General features: G+C 60.2%; 10 protein-coding genes and 1 pseudogene. 6 read left to right on the top strand and 5 right to left on the bottom strand.

All coding sequences use genetic code 11. The annotated features are described in order from the left end of the window. Window positions 1-52 precede the first annotated feature (52 nt). The 3 genes from CLV65_RS00950 to CLV65_RS00960 form a co-directional block, all read right to left on the bottom strand. Window positions 53-883 (bottom strand): metal ABC transporter permease, encoded by an 831-nt coding sequence (locus tag CLV65_RS00950; protein ID WP_094691016.1) that lies wholly within the window; start codon window positions 881-883, stop codon window positions 53-55. A 1-nt stretch (window position 884) separates the two neighbouring features. Continuing rightward, window positions 885-1,877, bottom strand: a complete 993-nt coding sequence (locus CLV65_RS00955; protein ID WP_094691015.1) for a metal ABC transporter ATP-binding protein — start codon at window positions 1,875-1,877, stop codon at window positions 885-887. 135 nt (window positions 1,878-2,012) lie between these two features. Next, window positions 2,013-3,056 (bottom strand): metal ABC transporter solute-binding protein, Zn/Mn family, encoded by a 1,044-nt coding sequence (locus tag CLV65_RS00960; protein ID WP_157847179.1) that lies wholly within the window; start codon window positions 3,054-3,056, stop codon window positions 2,013-2,015. A gap of 205 nt (window positions 3,057-3,261) precedes the next feature. Here CLV65_RS00960 and CLV65_RS00965 point away from each other — a divergent pair, with 205 nt between their 5' ends. From CLV65_RS00965 to pyk, 6 genes and pseudogenes are all read left to right on the top strand, one after another. Next, window positions 3,262-4,173, top strand: coding sequence for a bifunctional methylenetetrahydrofolate dehydrogenase/methenyltetrahydrofolate cyclohydrolase (locus CLV65_RS00965; protein WP_094691013.1), 912 nt, complete (start codon window positions 3,262-3,264; stop codon window positions 4,171-4,173). 240 nt (window positions 4,174-4,413) lie between these two features. Next, complete coding sequence (gene rpsA, locus CLV65_RS00970) at window positions 4,414-5,901, top strand: 30S ribosomal protein S1 (protein ID WP_094691012.1); 1,488 nt, start codon at window positions 4,414-4,416, stop codon at window positions 5,899-5,901. Window positions 5,902-6,575: 674 nt separating this feature from the next. After that, a complete protein-coding gene (coaE, locus tag CLV65_RS00975) occupies window positions 6,576-7,196 on the top strand; it encodes a dephospho-CoA kinase (RefSeq protein WP_157847180.1) in 621 nt (206 codons plus the stop codon). Window positions 7,197-7,277: 81 nt separating this feature from the next. Beyond that, window positions 7,278-9,386, top strand: coding sequence for an excinuclease ABC subunit UvrB (gene uvrB / locus CLV65_RS00980; RefSeq protein WP_094691010.1), 2,109 nt, complete (start codon window positions 7,278-7,280; stop codon window positions 9,384-9,386). Between the two features lie 117 nt (window positions 9,387-9,503). Continuing rightward, window positions 9,504-10,487, top strand: a pseudogene (locus CLV65_RS00985) (TerC family protein); the annotation flags it as partial. Window positions 10,488-10,853: 366 nt separating this feature from the next. Then, entirely contained in the window at window positions 10,854-12,299 is a 1,446-nt protein-coding gene (pyk, locus tag CLV65_RS00990) for a pyruvate kinase (protein ID WP_094691008.1), read from the top strand. A 301-nt stretch (window positions 12,300-12,600) separates the two neighbouring features. Here pyk and CLV65_RS00995 read toward each other — a convergent pair whose 3' ends face one another. Next, on the bottom strand, window positions 12,601-14,430 hold the full coding sequence (locus tag CLV65_RS00995) for a SpaA isopeptide-forming pilin-related protein (RefSeq protein WP_094691007.1): 1,830 nt from the start codon (window positions 14,428-14,430) through the stop codon (window positions 12,601-12,603). A gap of 115 nt (window positions 14,431-14,545) precedes the next feature. Further along, on the bottom strand, window positions 14,546-18,103 hold the full coding sequence (locus tag CLV65_RS01000) for an MSCRAMM family protein (protein ID WP_094691006.1): 3,558 nt from the start codon (window positions 18,101-18,103) through the stop codon (window positions 14,546-14,548). Window positions 18,104-18,508 lie beyond the last annotated feature (405 nt).

An 18,508-nucleotide genomic window follows, 5' to 3' on the forward strand; every position in this document is an offset into this window, starting at 1 on the left:
TCGGCATAACATCTGCTGGTCTCTGGCGCACCCGCACCTGCATTGCATCCGCTTAATGCTGGTTCCTGCCGGTCACAAGCCGCACAACCAGCCACAGGGCGGCGCTGATCGTCACAATGATGAAGCTCGGCGGGAACGGGAACATTGCTGCAAGCAGCAGACCGCCCCAGATGCTGCCAAGGCACAGCAGCGTCGAACACACCATCGCGGACAGCGGCGAACGGGTGAGCATGATGGCAGTGGCGGAAGGCGTCACCACGAGCGCGAACACGAGCAGCGTGCCCACGGCGGGCGTGGCAACCGTGATGACCCCTGCCATGAGCGCCATATACAGCAGCCCCATCAGACGCACCGGCACGCCCTTGGCTTGGGCGACCTGCTCGTTGAGCGAGCTGAACAGCAGCGGACGATATGCGCATGCCAGCACCACGAGCAGCACCGCATCGAACACCGCGAACCCCAAAAGTTCGGATCGTGAAATCGTCAGGATGGAGCCGAAGAGAATCGATTGCATCTGCTTGGTGGCGCTAGAAGACATTCGCGCGAAAAACAGGCCGAGACCGGTGGCGAAGGCCAAAACCGTTCCCGTGGCGATTTCCCTCTGGGAGGCCTTTTTGCCCAATGCGCCGATCGCCAGCGCGCCTCCCAGAGCAAACACGCCCATGCCCCATGAAACCGGCAGTCCGAGCAACACCGCGCCGGTGGCGCCTGGCAGCCCGATATGCGCCAGCGCGTGGGCGGCGAACGTCGAACGCCGCGTGATCGTGAAATACCCCACGGCGCCCGCTGCCACTGCGATGAGCACACCGGCGATCAACGCGTTCGACATAAAGGAACCGGTGAGGAGATGCCACCAGTCAGGGTTGTAAGAAAAAGTCGTCATGTCAGTCCTCCTGTGTGAATCCCTGTGTGGATCCCTGAGTGGATCCCTGAGTGGCCGTATCAGGCTGCGTGGCTGCAGCGGACTGTGGCGTTGCGCGGGATGGCGTTGCGCCTTGCGATTGCTGGCCTGCGGGATGCGAATGCGCGTAATGCTGCTTGAAGAAGCATGCGGCTTCCGATGCGTCCAAAGTGCCGTCTCCGTGGCCGGCCGGCTCCATGTCGGGGTTAGGCGTGACGAACATATCGCCCTGCGGCGTGGTGACGACCTCCACCTTCGTGCCGTACAGATGGGTGAGCAGCTGGGAGTCAAGCACAGTGGACATGCCGGAATAGTGCGGATGCCCATCCAGCAGATATACCGCTCCCGTAAGGATCGGCAGCAGCATGTTAAGGTCATGCGACACGATTTGTATGGTCATGCCCCACTCGCGGTTGAGGCGGGCGAACAGCTCCACGATCGCGCTCTGGCTGGCGAGGTCAAGGTTGGCCAGCGGTTCGTCGAGAAGCAGCAGATCCGGGTGACTCACCAGCGCCTGGGCAATGGCTGCCCTTTGACGCAGGCCTCCCGACAGTTCGTTGAGCCGCATGCGCTCCTTGCCGTGCAATCCCACGAAATCGATGATGTCGGCGACGGCGCCGCGCTGCTCGCGGGTGACGCGGTGAAATCCGAATCTGGTGCCGGTGATTCCCAGCAGAATGGATTGGTCGACCGTCACGTTCGAATCCACATCATCCATGTAGTTCTGCGGCACGTAGCCGATGCGCCCGTTGGCTTGCCCTGCGGGACGGCCCAGGACCGTCACCGAGCCGTGGCACAGGGGCAGCAGGCCCAGCTCCACGTCGATCATTGTGGTTTTGCCTGCACCGTTGGTTCCTACGATTGCCGTGACGGTGCCGCGCTGTATGGCGAATGTTCCCTCCGACCATATCGTGCGACCGCCGCGTTGGACGGCGGCCTGTCGAAACTCGATGCAGGGCTCCGCTTCTTTCTCCATGCACGCCTCCAATAATTGAGAAACATTCTCAAATAATAGTGGGCAATGGCGTGGACATTACTTGCGTTGCCGTTGTGGCTGTGTGGTGTTGTGGTGCTATGGCTGCGCGTTTCAGTGAAAATCACTGATGGAAAATCAGTTCGAGGATTGGGATGGCGCGTCCGTGGCGGAGGCGCTCGCCGAAGCGGAAGCGCCGTCGGAAGCGCTCGCCGAAGCGGAAGCGGATGCAGATGCAGATGCCTGCGTGAGCGCCTCATCCATCGAAGAAACGATGTCTTCGATCCAATTCGGGAGCGATTCCTGCGAGCTGGGCATGATTTCCGTGAGGCTCACCGTCGGCACGTTGCGCTGCTGGGCGGTTTGCAACACCGAGTCGACGGCGCTGTTGGACCGCTGCGAATCGGTGATGATCAGGTCAGTGCCGTCTTTGAGCGCGAGAGTGAATTTTGCAATCGCAGTGGCATCCGGTGTCGTGCCCTTGGTCTCCGCGGCAGTCCATTCGTCGGGCGTGGCGTCGGTTGCGTCAATTTCCGACATGAGGTAGTACGCGACGGGCGTGGTCGCAGCGTATGTGAGGTCGTCGTGGGATTTGCGCAAATCGCTGATGGCGATTTCGGCCTTGTCTTCTTCGTCCTGCCAAGCATCAAGGTTGGCGGCGAAAGCGTCAGAGGAATCCGGCTCGAGCTTGGTGAGGGCGTCGACGATGGCCTTCGCCACCGCCTTGCGCGCGTCGGAGGACATCCACAGGTAGGCGTTGTCACCGGTGCCGGCGCCTATCGTGGCCGCTGCATTGATGACGGACTGGCCTTGGCTCGTCATGTCGCTGGCCCATGAATCGTAGCCAGCACCGGTCATGATGACGATCTGAGCGTCGGCGATTTGCGTCTTCTGATCGGAATTGGGCGCAAAGGTTGACATGTCGGTGGTCGTGTCGGTGACGATGGATGTCACGGTGGCCTTGTCTCCGGCGAGTTGCGTCGCGACCGACCCCCACGTGTTTTCGGCGGCGACGATGGAGATGGGGGAGTCCGGTTGCGTGGGCGAGCTGGATGAGGGCGTTTTGGAAGGCTGCGCGCCGCCTCCGATGCCGCACGCTGCCGTGGCGGCGACAAGCGCGATGCCCGTCAGGCATGCGACCACCTTCGCTACTGTGGTTGTGATTCGTGTGGTGATGCGCATTCTCCGCTCTTTTCTCGGCTTTCCGTGGCCCGTCTCGGTGGCCTTGCATCTGGGCTGTGGCGACGTTCCTCGCTGTGCGAACCCATGGCGGTTGGCGTTTCGCATAGAGGACGGTCGGCACATGAAGCTACTTGCTAGAGTAGCCTAAAACCCGAATTTGATTGGTGATATGACGCTTCGGCGGCATGTCACGGGCAGGAGGAGCATGGCACAGGTACTCGATGGCAAGGCCGCGGCGCAGCAGATCAAGGCTGATCTGGCACGCCGCGTGGAACGTCTGCGCAAGGCGGGGCATCCGGTTGGCCTGGGCACGTTGCTCGTGGGGCAGGACGCCGGGTCCGTCAAATACGTCGCGGGGAAGCACCGTGATTGCGCCGACGTGGGAATTGATTCCATCCGGGAGGATCTTCCTGCCGATGCGACGTTCGATGACATCGCCGCGGCTGTGCGCCGCCTCAACGAGAACCCCGAATGCACCGGTTACATCGTGCAACTGCCGCTGCCGCAGGGCATCGACTCCAACCGCATCGTCGAAATGGTCGATCCGGCAAAGGACGCGGATGGAATGCATCCTTACAACCTGGGCCAGCTTGTGCTTCATACAAACGGGGACTCCTGCTATCCGTTGCCGTGCACTCCCAGCGGCGTCATTGATCTCATGGAACGCAACGGAATCGACCTCGATGGCAAGCACGTCGTCGTGCTGGGACGCGGGGTGACGATCGGACGCACGATCGGGCTCATGCTCACCAACCGCAACGTGGATGCGACGGTGACGCTATGCCACACGCATACGCGCAATCTGCATGAAATCATGCGCAGCGCCGATGTGATCGTGGCGGCGGTGGGCAAGGCGCACTTCGTCAAGCCCGAGGACGTCAACCCCAACGCGGTGCTCATGGATGTGGGCGTGTCGCGCGTCTATGACGAAGCGGCGGGGCGCTGGCGCGTGCAGGGCGATGTGGACCCGGCGTGCCATGACGTGTGCGCTGCGTATTCGCCCAACCCCGGTGGTGTTGGGCCGATGACCCGCGCCATGCTGCTGCGCAACGTCGTGCGTATCGCGGAGCGGAGTGCCGGCATCGGCCCTGATGCCGTCGGCGCTGCGGGGGAGTGAACGGATTCCTCGGGGTTGCGTGTTGCATCGCCGTATTCCGCTGTGCGTGATTGCGGCGTGTCTTGGATGCCTGTGGCAGGGCATTCGTGTATGCTTATGTTTTGCGTGCGTGGGCGGAGTGTATCCACCGCGCGCCGTGCAACTGAATTTCCGCTGCAGCCGGTTAACGGATGCCTGCGGGATGATGTCGCAAAAGTGAAAAACGATATTATCCACAAACTATGAGAAACAACCAACCCAATGGCAGAAAACACTAAAGAAGTCCCGCAGGTTGCCATCAATGACATCGGCACCGTCGATGACTTCATCAAGGCAGTCGATTCCACCATCAAGAATTTCGGCGATGGTGATCTGGTCGAAGGCACTGTCGTCAAGATCGATCATGACGAAGTCCTCCTGGATATCGGCTACAAGACGGAAGGCGTGATTCCTTCCCGCGAACTTTCCATCAAGAAGGACGTCGATCCCGATGATGTCGTTAAGGTTGGCGACACCGTCGAGGCCCTTGTCATCACCAAGGAAGACAAGGAAGGACGCCTGATCCTGTCCAAGAAGCGTGCACAGTACGAGCGCGCTTGGGGCGAAGTCGAGAAGATCAAGGAATCCGACGGCGTCGTCGAAGGTACCGTCATCGAAGCCGTCAAGGGCGGCCTCATCGTCGACATCGGTCTGCGCGGCTTCCTGCCCGCATCCCTCGTCGAGATGCGTCGTGTCCGCGACCTTCAGCCGTACATCGGCCAGAAGATCAAGGCCAAGATCCTCGAGCTCGACAAGAACCGCAACAACGTGGTCCTCTCCCGTCGCCAGTACCTCGAGGAGACCCAGTCCGAAGTGCGCGAGACCTTCCTCTCGCAGCTCAAGAAGGGCCAGATCCGCGAAGGCGTCGTGTCCTCCATCGTCAACTTCGGCGCATTCGTCGACCTCGGCGGTGTGGACGGACTCATCCACGTCTCCGAGCTCTCTTGGAAGCACATCGACCACCCGTCCGAGGTCGTCAAGGTCGGCGACAAGGTCACCGTCGAGGTTCTCGACGTGGATCTCGAGCGCGAGCGTATCTCCCTGTCGCTCAAGGCGACGCAGGAGGATCCGTGGCAGCGCTTCGCACGCACCCATGTGCCCGGCCAGATCGTCAAGGGCAAGGTCACCAAGATCGTGCAGTTCGGTGTGTTCATCTCCGTCGACGACGGCATCGAGGGCCTGGTGCACATCTCCGAGCTCGCGAACCGCCATGTCGAGAACCCGGAGACCGTTGTCAAGCCCGGCGAAGAGGTGTTCGTCAAGGTGATCGACGTCGATCTCGATCGTCGCCGCATCTCCCTGTCCCTCAAGCAGGCCAACGACTCCGTCGACCCGAACTCCGAGGACTTCGATCCGGCTCTGTACGGCATGCCGGCCGAGTACGACGAGAACGGCAACTACAAGTACCCCGAAGGCTTCGATCCCGAGACCAACGAGTGGATCGAAGGCTACGAGAAGCAGCGCGAAGAGTGGGAGTCCCAGTACGCGGCCGCCCACGATCTGTGGGAAGAGCACAAAGCCTTCGTGGCCAAGGAGCTCGCCAACGCAGAAGCTTCTGCTGCTGCCGACGGCCAGACCGAGAACCACGCTGCGCACGAGGCCGAGGAAGAGCCGAGCAACTACTCGTCTCCGGCGTCCGGCGAAGGCACCCTTGCCTCCGACGACAAGCTCGCTGCACTGCGCGACGAACTGCTGCACCAGTCCAAGTAACTCAGTAACTCGGTAACTCGCGTTACGTTACGGTAGACGCTGTAAACATTGCAGCATACATCAGTGAACCAGCGCTTTGATGGATTCCCGAAACCGTTGAAGCCGCTGGTTCACAGCGCTTAAGCCAAAGCCCAGACCGAAAGGCCTGGGCTTTTTGCATACCGGTTTGGGGCTGTCTGTTGGGATGACGCGCGGGTTGTCGGTGTGAGGCTTGTCGGTGTGTCGCTGAAGACGGAGGTTGGGGAATCCTTTTTGAGGCCCGTAACTTCCATTTTCGGCGAGTGGGTTGGTGTGTCGCCGATGTCGGAGGTTAAAGAATCCTTTTTGAGGTCCATAACTGCTTTGTTCGGCGAATCCTGAATATGTCGTCGATGACGGAGGTTAAGGGTCTGTTTGGGGGTCTGTAACCTCCGTCTTCGGCGAATCCTAAATTTGTCGCCGGTTTGGGAAGTTAGGAAGGTCAGAGATTTGGAGGTTCGGTGATCGGGATGCCGGGATGCTGGGATGTCGGAAGGCCGGATGACTGGTCAGGAGGTCGGAAGGTCGGATGGCAGGGAACCTGTGTGCGGTTGGGCAATGGTTTATTGCCACATGGGCGCTCTACAATGAGGGGATGCAACGATGGGATGCGATGCACAAGTGAATGCAATGCATCGGCGAATGCGAGGAGTGTCATGAGAATCGCGCTGACCGGTGGAATCGGAGCGGGCAAAAGCACGGTTTCTGCGTATCTGCAGCAACTGGGGGCAGTGGTGGTGGATTATGATGCGATTTCGCGCGACCTCACTGCGGCAGGAGGCGCGGCGATTGAACCTGTGCGAGTAGCGTTCGGCGATGAAGCGATTGCAGCTGACGGCTCCATGGACCGTGCGTGGGTGGCCAGGCATGTGTTCGCCGAGACCGCACAGGCGGAACAGATGCGGCATCGCCTTGAATCCATCATCCACCCACTCGTCTATGCCGCCGCACAGCGCCTTGATTCGCAGGTTCCTGCGGGAAGCGTCGTGATCCATGACATTCCGCTGTTGGCGGAAGTCATCGACACGATTCCCTTTTCGTTCGACCATATCGTGGTAGTGGAAACCGATGACGAGATACGGATAGAGCGGTTGATGGAAAACCGCTCAATGACGCGGCATCAGGCGCAGGAGAGGATCAATTCCCAAAGCGCTGAAGACTCACGGCGCGACTTGGCGGATGCGATAGTTGCCAACAACGACGGCATCGCTGCCTTGCATGCGAGGCTCGACATCCTGTGGGACCAATGGCAGCGGGAAATCACCCACGCCGCGTGACCCGGGATACAGCGTGCCGCCCTGGCGATGCAGTATCGCCATTATCCGGACACACCACCAGACAGCAGAAAGCAACACATCATGGGTGAGATAATCCGCACGAACAAGCCGTTCGTCGTCAAGTCGCCATACAAGCCGGCAGGCGACCAGCCGAAGGCTATCAAGGAACTCGCCGAGCGCATCGAAAACGGCGAAAACGACGTCGTGCTCATGGGCGCCACCGGCACGGGCAAGACCGCCACCACCGCGTGGCTCATTGAGAAATTGCAGCGCCCCACGCTCATCCTCGAGCCCAACAAGACGCTTGCTGCGCAGCTGTGCGCTGAATTCCGCGAACTGATGCCCGACAATGCCGTCAACTACTTCGTGTCGTACTACGACTATTACCAGCCGGAGGCATACATACCCCAGACAGACACATACATCGAGAAGGATTCCAACATCAACGACGATGTGGAGCGCTTGCGCCACCGCGCGACCGCCGATTTGCTCACACGCCGCGACTGCGTGGTCGTCGCCACGGTCTCATGCATCTACGGCTTGGGCACGCCGGAGGAATACGCGGGGAGGATGCTGTTCCTCCATGAGGGCGACCAGATCGACCGCGACGACCTGTTGCGCACGTTTGTTTCGATGCAATACAAGCGCAATGACATCGCGTTCACCCGCGGCACCTTCCGTGTGCGCGGCGATACCGTCGAGATCATTCCGGTCTATGAGGAGCTCGCGGTGCGCATCGAGTTCTTCGGCGATGAAATCGACGCGATTTCCACTCTGCATCCTCTCACCGGCGATGTGATCGAACGGGTGCATGACGTGCATATCTTCCCCGCGTCCCATTACATCGCGGGTGAGGAAAGGCTGTCGCGAGCGATCGATTCCATACGAGCCGAACTCAAGGACCGCACGGCGGAGCTGCGCAAGCAAGGCAAGGAGCTTGAAGCGCAGCGCCTGACGATGCGCACGACGTATGACCTCGAGATGCTCGAGCAAATCGGCACATGCTCGGGTGTCGAGAACTACTCGCGGCATCTTGACGGACGAGCGCCGGGCACACCGCCGCACACACTGCTTGATTTCTTTCCTGACGACTTCCTGCTCGTCATTGACGAATCCCATGTCACGGTGCCCCAGATCGGCGCCATGTATGAAGGCGACGCCAGTCGCAAGCGCACGCTTGTCGAACATGGTTTCCGCCTGCCCAGCGCAATGGACAACCGTCCTCTCAAATGGGATGAATTCCTCCAGCGTGTGGGGCAGACGGTGTATCTGTCCGCCACGCCGGGTGACTACGAACTGGGTCTGTCCGATGGGGTGGTGGAGCAGATCATCCGACCCACCGGCCTGCTCGACCCCAAGATCGAGGTTAAGCCTGTCGAAGGGCAGGTCGACGATCTGCTCGGTCAGATCAAGGACCGCGTGGCGAAGGGGGAGCGTGTGCTCGTCACGACGCTCACGAAGAAGATGGCGGAGGACCTCACCGACTATCTGCTCGAACGTGACATCAAGGTCGAATACCTGCATTCCGACGTCGACACCTTGAAGCGCGTCGAGCTGCTGCGCGAATTGCGCGAAGGCACGATCGACGTGATTGTTGGCATCAACCTGCTGCGCGAGGGCCTCGACCTGCCTGAGGTGTCGCTTGTGGCGATCCTCGACGCCGACAAGGAAGGCTTCCTGCGTTCCTACCGTTCGCTGATTCAGACAATCGGTCGCGCGGCGCGAAACGTCAACGGTACCGTCATCATGTATGCGGATGACATCACGGAATCCATGCAAAAGGCCATCGACGAGACGGAACGCCGCCGTCGCATCCAGATCGCCTACAACAAGGAGCACCACATCGACCCGCAGCCGCTGCGCAAGAAAATCAGCGATGTCAACGACATGCTCGCCAAGGAGGACGTCGACACGGAGACGCTGCTTGCCGGCGGCTATCGCAACGCCGGCAAGGCGGGCAATTCGCATTACGGGCTTCCCGCGACCGACGCGAAACAGGCGGCGGCTGTGCGCGGCGACCTCGAGACCGCCGGGCTGCCGGCCAAGGACCTCGCCGAGCTCATCCGCCAGCTGTCCGACCAGATGCACACCGCGGCCGAGCAGCTGCAGTTCGAGCTGGCGGCGCGGTTGCGCGACGAGATTCGCGACCTGAAGAAGGAGCTGCGGCAGATGAACGACGCAGCGAAGTGAACACCTGCGAGCATGGTTGGGCGCCTGCGGACATGGGCCATCGCCTTCACACATGGGCGGGCGCCGGCAAACATGGATGGGCGCTGGCGCGTGAGGCCGTTATGTACACTGGGATGTATGTCTGAAACACCTGTGCTCTTCATGGTCATCACCTACGCCGTGCTCGCGGTGTTCTTCGTCGTCGACATCCTCATCATCGGCCGGCGCCCCCACGTGCCCAGCACGAAGGAATGCGTGCAGCACATCGCGTTCTTCGTCGCCGCCGCCCTGATCTTCGGCGGCATCATGTGGGCGGTCGCCGGCCCCAAGCCTGCGGTGGAGTTCTATTCGGGCTGGCTCACCGAGTATTCGCTGAGCATCGACAACCTGTTCGTGTTCGTCATCATCATGTCGAACTTCGCAGTGCCCCGCAAGCTGCAAAAATACGTGCTGTCCATCGGCATCACGATCGCGTTGGTGCTGCGTGGCATCTTCATCGCCCTCGGCGCCGCCATCCTCACCCGGTTCACCTGGGTGTTCTTCCTGTTCGGCGCATTCCTGCTCGTCACCGCCGCCAAGCTGCTCAAGGGCGACGATGACGACGAGGAATACCATGAGAACGTCCTGATCCGCGGCCTGCGCAAGATCATGCCGATTTCCGACGAATACGACGGAGAGAAGCTGCGCACCGTCGTCGATGGTCGCAAGGTGTTCACACCCATGCTCATCGTGTTCTTCGCCATCGGCACCACCGACGTGATGTTCGCGTTCGATTCGATCCCCGCGATCTTCGGCCTGACCCGCGATCCGTTCATCGTGTTCACCTCCAACATCTTCGCCCTCCTTGGCTTGCAGCAGCTGTACTTCCTCCTTGGCAAGCTCATCGACGAACTCGTCTACCTGCCGCTGGGTCTTTCCGCGGTGCTCGCGTTCATCGGCGTCAAGCTCATCATGGAGGCGTTGCACGGCAACACGCTGCCGTTCATCAATGGTGGCCACGGATTCGAAGCGGTGCCGGAGATTCCCACGTGGCTGTCGCTGGTGGTCATCGTCGTGTGCCTGGGACTGGCATCCGTGGCATCGGTCATCAAGATGCGCCAGATGGCGTCCCGGGAGACCGCGGCGGAGGCGGGGACAGCCAAGGGCGAGGCGGTGTCCCGTTCCGCGGCCGCGGAAGGCGAGGAGCTGGTCCGCGAGCAGCTCGCCTCGGGCGTCCAGCCAGACCATGGCAAGGACGGCGCTCAAGCACTCCGCTAGGCAGGGAAGACGGATTTTTCCGTGGAATTTCCTATTGAAAATCGTTTGACGACTCAGTTGCACAGGGTGCGGACATACAACCCCGTTTTGGGGGAATTGTGCTGAGGCTGAACATTGGGTGACGTGCCGCGTGTTCGCCTTGCTCCGTCGTGAAGAATCTGTAGTATGTCAATTGTGAAATTTGGGATTCGCTCCCATTCCATACATAACAAGAAACAGGTAGGCATTTCCATGCGCAAAGCAAAAATCGTCGACACCATCGGTCCCGCGACCAGCTCTCTTGAAGTACTGACAGAACTTGTCAAGGCCGGCATGGACGTGGCCCGCATCAACCGTTCGCACGGCACCACCGAGGAACACAACGCCGTGTACAAGAACATCCGCCAGGCAGCAAAGAACGTCGGCCGTAACGTGGCCGTGCTCGTGGACCTCCAGGGCCCGAAGATTCGCTGCGGCTGGTTCGAGAAGAACGCCGAGGGCGAGGACAAGGTGCAGCTGGAGCCGGGCCAGCAGTTCATCATCACGACCGATGACATCATCGGCAACAAGGATCGCGTCTCCACCACGTTCAAGGGCCTCCCGGGCGATTGCAAGCCTGGCGACCCGATCCTGATCGACGATGGCAAGGTGCGCCTCGAGGTCACCAAGGTCGAAGGCAACGACGTGTACACCAAGGTTGTCGTCGCCGGCCCCGTGTCCTCCCACAAGGGCATCAACCTGCCGGGCGTGGCCGTGAGCCTGCCCGCCCTGACCGAGAAGGACCAGGAGGATCTGCGCTGGGCAATCCGCACCGGCGCCGACATCATCGCCATGTCCTTCGTGCGTTTCGCCACCGACATCGACCGCGCCCATGAGATCATGGACGAGGAAGGCCGCCGCATCCCGATCGTGGCAAAGATCGAGAAGCCGCAGGCAGTCGAGAACCTCGAAGAGATCGTCAAGACCTTCGACGGCATCATGGTGGCCCGTGGCGATATGGCTGTCGAAATGCCGTTCGAAGAGGTTCCGCTCATCACCAAGGAATGCATCACCCTTGCTCGTCGCTACGGCAAGCCGGTCATCGTGGCAACCGAAGTCCTCGGCTCCATGGTGCACTCTCCGGTTCCGTCCCGTGCAGAAGCCTCCGATTGCTCCAACGCTGTGCTTGACGGCGCTGACGCAACGATGACCTCCAACGAGACCGCTGTCGGCGAATACCCGGTTGAGACCGTCGCCACGATGGCCCGCATCTCCAACTACGCCACCGATCACGGATTCGACCGCATCCCGGCGATCAACGACATGGTCGTGACCGATTCCTCCGCAGTGGCTGACGCCGCCGTGCAGCTGGCCCGCACAATCAACGCCAAGTGCATCGCCGCCTTCTCCATGACCGGCGACACCGTGCACCGCATCTCCGCTCAGCGTCCGTCCTGCCCGATCTACGGCCTGTCCAACAATGAGCACACCACCCGTTGGCTGGCTCTCTCGTGGGGCACCGAGTCCTTCACGCTGCAGACCGAATACCACGGCCTGCTGCGCAACCAGCTCATGGACCTCGCTGACAGCGTGCTCAAGGAGCAGGGCAAGGTTCAGGACGGCGACACCATCGTGGTGCTCGGCAGCTCCGACCGCTCTCACATCCCCGGCAAGACGAACTCCATCTACGTCCACACCGTGGGCAACTCCGAGGAGTGAGTTCACGCGCATAGCGAAGCCGGTGCAATGCCGCGTTTCGTATGCGGGTGTGTAGTTTCAGGCTGAGTGGCCAGGCGATATGCCTAGCTGCCCAGCTTTTTCATGCCCGGGGACAGCCATTCCTTGAGATGGTGAACCATGGGGGATGGTGAACCATGGGATAGATACACGTGTGGGGTGCCGTAATCTCTACGGCACCCCACACGTGTATCTGCAGTGGTGTTATTGCCTATCGCGCGGTTCCAAGCGCTACCAGCTCACGGCGTGGTCGGCGCGATCGGCGCAATCGGCGCAATGGACGCTACCGGTGCTTGCGCAGCAGGAGCACGCCGCCAGCGATGAACATCACGCCCACCACGCACAGGAGCGCAATGCCCTGAGCACCCGTGGTGGGAAGGACGCCGCGGTAGTTCTTCACAAGCAGCACGCTGTCGCTTGCCGAAGAATGGTCGCCGGTGGCGGTGAGCTCATAGACAAGCGTCTGTTTTTGGCCATCTTGCGTGGTCCAGTCGGTGGTCTCCTCTTTCTTCTGCTCGGAGAACGGCTTGCTGCTGTCGGATTTCTGTGCGACCTTGAGAGTGGCGGTGATCGTCGCATTTGACAGGCGGTAACCGTCCTTGGTCTTGGTCTCCTTGAGGTAATACGCCGTGCCCGTGGAGCTGGCAGCCAGGCCTTCCACATTGATAGCGCCTTTGGAATTCGTCGAGAGGACGGTTTCCTTACCGTTCGGATCGTACTCATAGGTTGTCGTTCCGTCACTTGCCTCGTTCTTGGTGAAGCGCAGCAGGCTCGCGTCCGTGCACTTCGAGTCGGAGTACATCGCGAACTCCACGCCTTCGAGCGGGTCGTCGGTGTTGCCGTCCTGCTTGTTGGCCACGAGGTTATACGTGTAGACATACGGGTGCTCGGCGGGGGTCTTCTCGCCGTCAGCTGCAGCGTTCGGGTTGTGCTGGTAGGTCACGTCATACTCATTGCCGATGGCTGTGTTGATCGGGGCATCCTGGGAAAGATGCGCGGTGTAATAGAGCTTGACCCACTTGCCAGCGAGGTTGAGATTCGTCTTGTTGTTCTTGTAGGCATCGCTCGTGGTGGTGTTGCTGCCGAACTGCCACACGAGGGATGTCGCGCCCGTCGAGGGGTCAGTCTGCTTGAGCTGCGGCTCGAGCTCCATGTCATACAGGCTGTTTTTCTCGCTGAACGCCGTGTCGTCGGTGGTTGTTGCGAAATCCGTGCCGACTTCGATCGCATCCGTCTTCTCATACACAAGGCTGCTGTCAAGGGTGTCGTTCATGGTAAACCAGAAGCCATTGTCCTGGAAATTAGTCGTCCAATCGCTGGGGATGTGGAACGTCAGCTGGTAGTGGATCGGCGTGTTTTCGTTGACGATCGCAGCCTTGCGCTGGTTCGTGTAATCCTTCGAGGAAAGATCGCCGCTCGTCGGGGCGTCCACGATGTTCTTGTGGGAGACAGGCGTGGAGGACTTGACGTTCACGGTCACGTCACCGGCGATTGGCTTGGTGATGACGAGCGATAGTGGGGAGTTGTCCACGGTGCGGGAAGGAGCTGCGGTATCGGGGTTGGTTGTTTCGGCGATGAGGTACCAGCCGTATTCGATGCCTGACAGTTTGCGGCTTCCATCTGTTTCATGAGAGAAGTCCGTGTCTGTCTTTGACGCCGCCACGTTGTTGTCGACCAGTGCTTTGTACAGCTTGTTTGCAAAGTTGTGAGCATCGGTGTCCGAGAGGCTTTCCTGGTTCTGGGCAAGCAGCGAGATGGCGGCGATCACATCGTCCTCGGAGGATGTGGAGCTGATCGTGGCGCTGTCGCTGCTCGATGTGATGGGGAGTCCCTCGGCTGCCGTGCGCACGTACGGCAGATAGGCGTCGCTGATATCGACATTGAGCGTGCCGTTGGAATTGAGCGCGCCGTTGGAGCTGGTGCCGGTGATGCGAATGGGCTCCCAGGCTTCGAACGTGCGGTCTTTGAGACTGCTTGAGGATTCCAACGTAATGCTGCCGGTGGTCGCGGCGTTTGCCAAGGTGGCCGGGAGCAGCACCGCCGCTACCATCGCGACGATGGCCGCGATGGCTGCGAGCAGCGTGCCGCGGGATTTATTGGTTGTGACACTCATGGTGTCGGTTCCTTTCTCTTCTGATGAATTCATCAATGTGACAAGTGTTGTATTGGTGTTTTGGGGAGGCGTGGGGTGAACCGGAATGGTTCGTCGGCGCTTCATGGATTCCGTGTCATTCGGCTGACCTCCTGCGTCGTGCGTGCCGCGAGGCGGTGCCGCGGTGCCGTGCCTTGCGTGAATCCGTGAACGCCAGCATCGTGCCGCCCAGAAGCACGGCTCCGCCGAGCCCCATGATGAGGCACAGGCCGCCTGCGCGCCCGGTGTTGGGCAGGAAGTACCGCTTGCGTTCATTGGTCAGGGTGATGACGGGCACCGCTGCCTCATGGGATGAGGTGTTCGGCACCGAGTCGACGACCTTCGTGCCGTCGAAGGTGACGCTCAGATCGGTGGCAATCGTCACGGTATGTGTCTGGGAGGGCGTCTCGTAGCCACTCGGAGCCTTCGTTTCAGTCAGCGTGTAAGTGCCAGGCTGCAGGTTGCTGAAGAACAGGTAGCCGTTCGTGCCGGTCGTCTGGTCAAGTGAGACCGTCGTGCCGCCGTCATCGGTGCCGGTGAGCGTGAACTCCGCTCCGCTAAGACCGGTGGAGGGGTTCACGGAATCCGTCTTGTGGATGGCGAGCGACGTGGTGTGGTTCTGCGGCGTGTTCGCCCACGAAATGGTGGAGGCGTCGGGGTATTCGTCAGCTGTCGTCGGGTTGTCGGTCACAGTGAAGTAGATGCGGTCCGAACGCAGGTTGTAGCCATCGGGGGCCACGGTCTCCACAAGGTAATATTGCGTGCCGGTGACCAATGACCAGCCGTCCTTGTCCTGATCGCCGTAGATGGTCGTGACGCCGTCCGGACCGGTCGTGAACTCCTTGTCGGTCACCAGTGAATTGTCGGCTGCCTTGTACAGCTGGAACTTTGCGCCCTGCAGAGGCTTGGTGATGTCGCCGGAATCGGTCTTGAGGATTTTGATGCTCGGCACCGAGGCGCGGCTCGAGGAACTCTGTGAGATTTGCGCCGATTGCTGCACGCTGTCGGACTGTCCATACAACGACGCCTTGTTCGAATATGTCACGCTGCCAGTTCCCTTGAGATACGCCGCATACCTCACGGTCACCGGCGTCTTGTCAGGGAACGTGATCGCCAGCGTATTCGAAACACTATCCATGTGATAGGAGACGCCTTCGCTGGGTGTTGCCTGGAGCGAGGTCACATCGAGCAGCAGGTTGCTTGACATCACATCCTCGAGCGTGAGCGTATCGCCGGAATGATTGATGTCGGCGCCCGCAGGGTTGAGGTTGAGCTTGAACGTGACGATGCGCGTCGTCGGATCAAAGGACGTCTGCTCCTTGCTCACGGTCTTCTTCGTGTAGGTGAAGTTCACGGCGCCGGAGCTGGCGGAGCCCCAGTTCGCTGTGTTGGTGAGCGTCACCGTGCCGTTGTCGGAATCCGCCGCCTGCTGGTTCAGCGTCTGCAACGCCGTGGCATCCTTGACGATCAGGTAGTAGGTGAGTGCGTAATACGTGTAGTAGGCGTCGCCGTTCTTGGCAATGGCGCCGGAGGGCACGTGAATGGTGGCGCCTGTGCTCGTGTCGGTGTGGGTGACCGCGGCGGTGCCATAGTTTCCTTGATAATACTGGTCGTTGCTGCCAGCGATCCTGTCTTGGTTCCAGACGCCGACCTGAGCGGTCGAGGCATAGGCGAGCAGCGATGTATCGAACTGATCGTCGATGTCGAACTCGTCGGCAGATACGCCTTGCAGTGTCAGCGTGAACTTGTACAGCGGCAGCTGCACGCCATCGGCGTCATAGGTGCCGGCCTGCTCGCATTTCTTCGAAATGGATTGCTGCACCGGTATCGTGGAGGCACTCACGTTTTGCTCTTGGCCGTTCGCTGCCACCGTTGCGTTGTTCTGATGGGAGGCGCGCCAATCGGTGGGATTGCTCTTTACCAACGCCAGCCATGCCTTGTCGTTCTTGGTCTCGAGCGTCACACTGATCGTGCGGTTCTCGGCGCTCGCCTTGAGGCCGGGCGTCGTGTGCGCTTCGTCTTGGTAGAACGTGATGACGACCTTCGACGAATCGGAGGAATCCACGGTGTACGATTCGCCGGGGGCGAGTCCTGTTACTGCCGCGGAACCGTCCACGTAGGCGTCGATGAGATGATGGTTGCTGTCGTCCCACACATTCGGCAGTGTGTCGGTGATGACAAAGCTGGAGAAGCCCTTCGTCGAAACCTTCGATGTGATCTTCCATGTCGTTTTGTCATAATCGGATTTGGATGCGACGACGCTCTTGGTGGCCTTCATGTCGAAGTCCTTGCTGACGGTCACGTTGGCATTGGCCGAATACGAGCCGGCTTCTGGGGAATCGGATGCCGTGCTGTTTCCCACCGGCAGGTCGGCGACGGTCCGAGAACTATCCGTCGTCGTGTCATAGCTGATGGAATACGAGTAGATGCCATCGGTCGCCGGCACGTCGTACTTCCAGCCCGTGGCGCTCGCGGTGTCGGTGACGCCCAATTGCGACCACGGGATGGTGCGCGTCTCCACTTTGTTGCGGGAGGCGTCGTAGACATCCATCGTGATGCCGTCGCCGGCGTAGTGCGTCGTGGATTGCGACGCTTCGTCGATCGTGTCGCTGATTGTGCCTCCCGCCATCGAGACGTGGCGCAGGGAATTGGCGGTGATGGTCCAATGGATGATGCGATTCGAGCTGGTCGACGTGTCTGACGTGTCAGCCGTGCCGCTCTTGCCCAGATCGGATAGGCGGATTGTGTGCGTCTCGTCCGTCGTGGCGGTGTGTTCGGATGCGTCGGGATGGTCGGTGCTTGTGGCGATGACCGTGTTGCGTGTGTTGTCGGCGGTCACGCTGCCGTTGAACTTCGTGTAATCGATGGCGCCGTCGTAGGTAAGGGTGATTGTCTCGCCGTTCTTCATCGTCGCCGTGGAGAACGCGAAGCCATTGCCGTTCGTCGTGGCGGTGTAGTCGGCGGAATTGCCGGAGACCTTGAGGCTCGACGGGTCGTAGGTGATGGCGCTGCCGCTGATTGCGTCAGTGAGCTGCACGTTCGTGCTGATGCCGGTGGACGTGAGCGTGACAGTGTAATGCATCTTCCCGTTCGTCTCGTCAAAGGTCGACTGTTTGGCAACTGCAAGATCATTGCTCGTATCGAGTGTGAACGTTTTCTCCACGCTGTCGCCAAGCTTGACCTTGCCATTCACACCATGAAGGGCGAACCGCAGGTCCAGCACCACCTGGGCGTTCGCGGAGCTGCGCAGACGATCGATGTTCGAATCCTCGTTGTTCCAGTCGATGAGCAGCTTGCCGTTGCGGATTTTCCATGTGTTGCCCTTGACGGTGTAAACCGTGCCGTTCTGTGTGACGGGCACATCGAATGCGCCGGAGACGTCGACTGCCTCGAAGCCATCGGGAAGAGTGTAATACAACTGCGAGTTGGCGAATTGGATCGTCTGGTCTTCGTTGAAGGTGAACTTCATGCTCACTTCGTCGCCGTCATGGTAGCGGTACGCGCCTTTCGAATCCTGTTCCACGCCGGAGATGTCGACGTCCCTGACGAAGTGATACAGATTGTCGCTTGTGGGAATCGCGGCCTTTGCAAGATACGTGGAGCCGATGCAAGCGGAGATGATGAGCGCAACGGATACGAGGAATGATATGACCATGAGAAGGTGTCGCGTTAGTGCGATGTGCTCTCTGTGACGTGCTTGGTTCACGGTTACCTGGTCCCTTCATGCGTCGGGCCATGTGATCCGCAGCGTGCTCGGCAGTCCCTAACCGTCGAGTTGTGCTGGAGATCCACGGCGCGGCGTTGTCTCCTGTGCCCTATCTTTGTGCAGGGGCATGTCGCGGCGTCGCCCTGTGATGGCCAAGCCGTTGTGGTTATTCCTCGGCGGAAGGACGCACTTCTGTGTTTCGCCCTCGCATTCCATGCGTTGCCTGTATGGCACCCCTTCGCATGGTGGCGGCTGATGAACAGCTCTGGCTCCTGCTTTTTTGGTGTGCTCCGTTGCGGTGACCTTCGCTGCGCCGTACTGTTGAACCGTGCTGGTTGAGACGTGCGTGGATCT

The sequence above is a fragment of the Pseudoscardovia suis genome (genome assembly GCF_002797875.1).
Classification (GTDB): Bacteria; Actinomycetota; Actinomycetes; order Actinomycetales; family Bifidobacteriaceae; genus Pseudoscardovia; species Pseudoscardovia suis.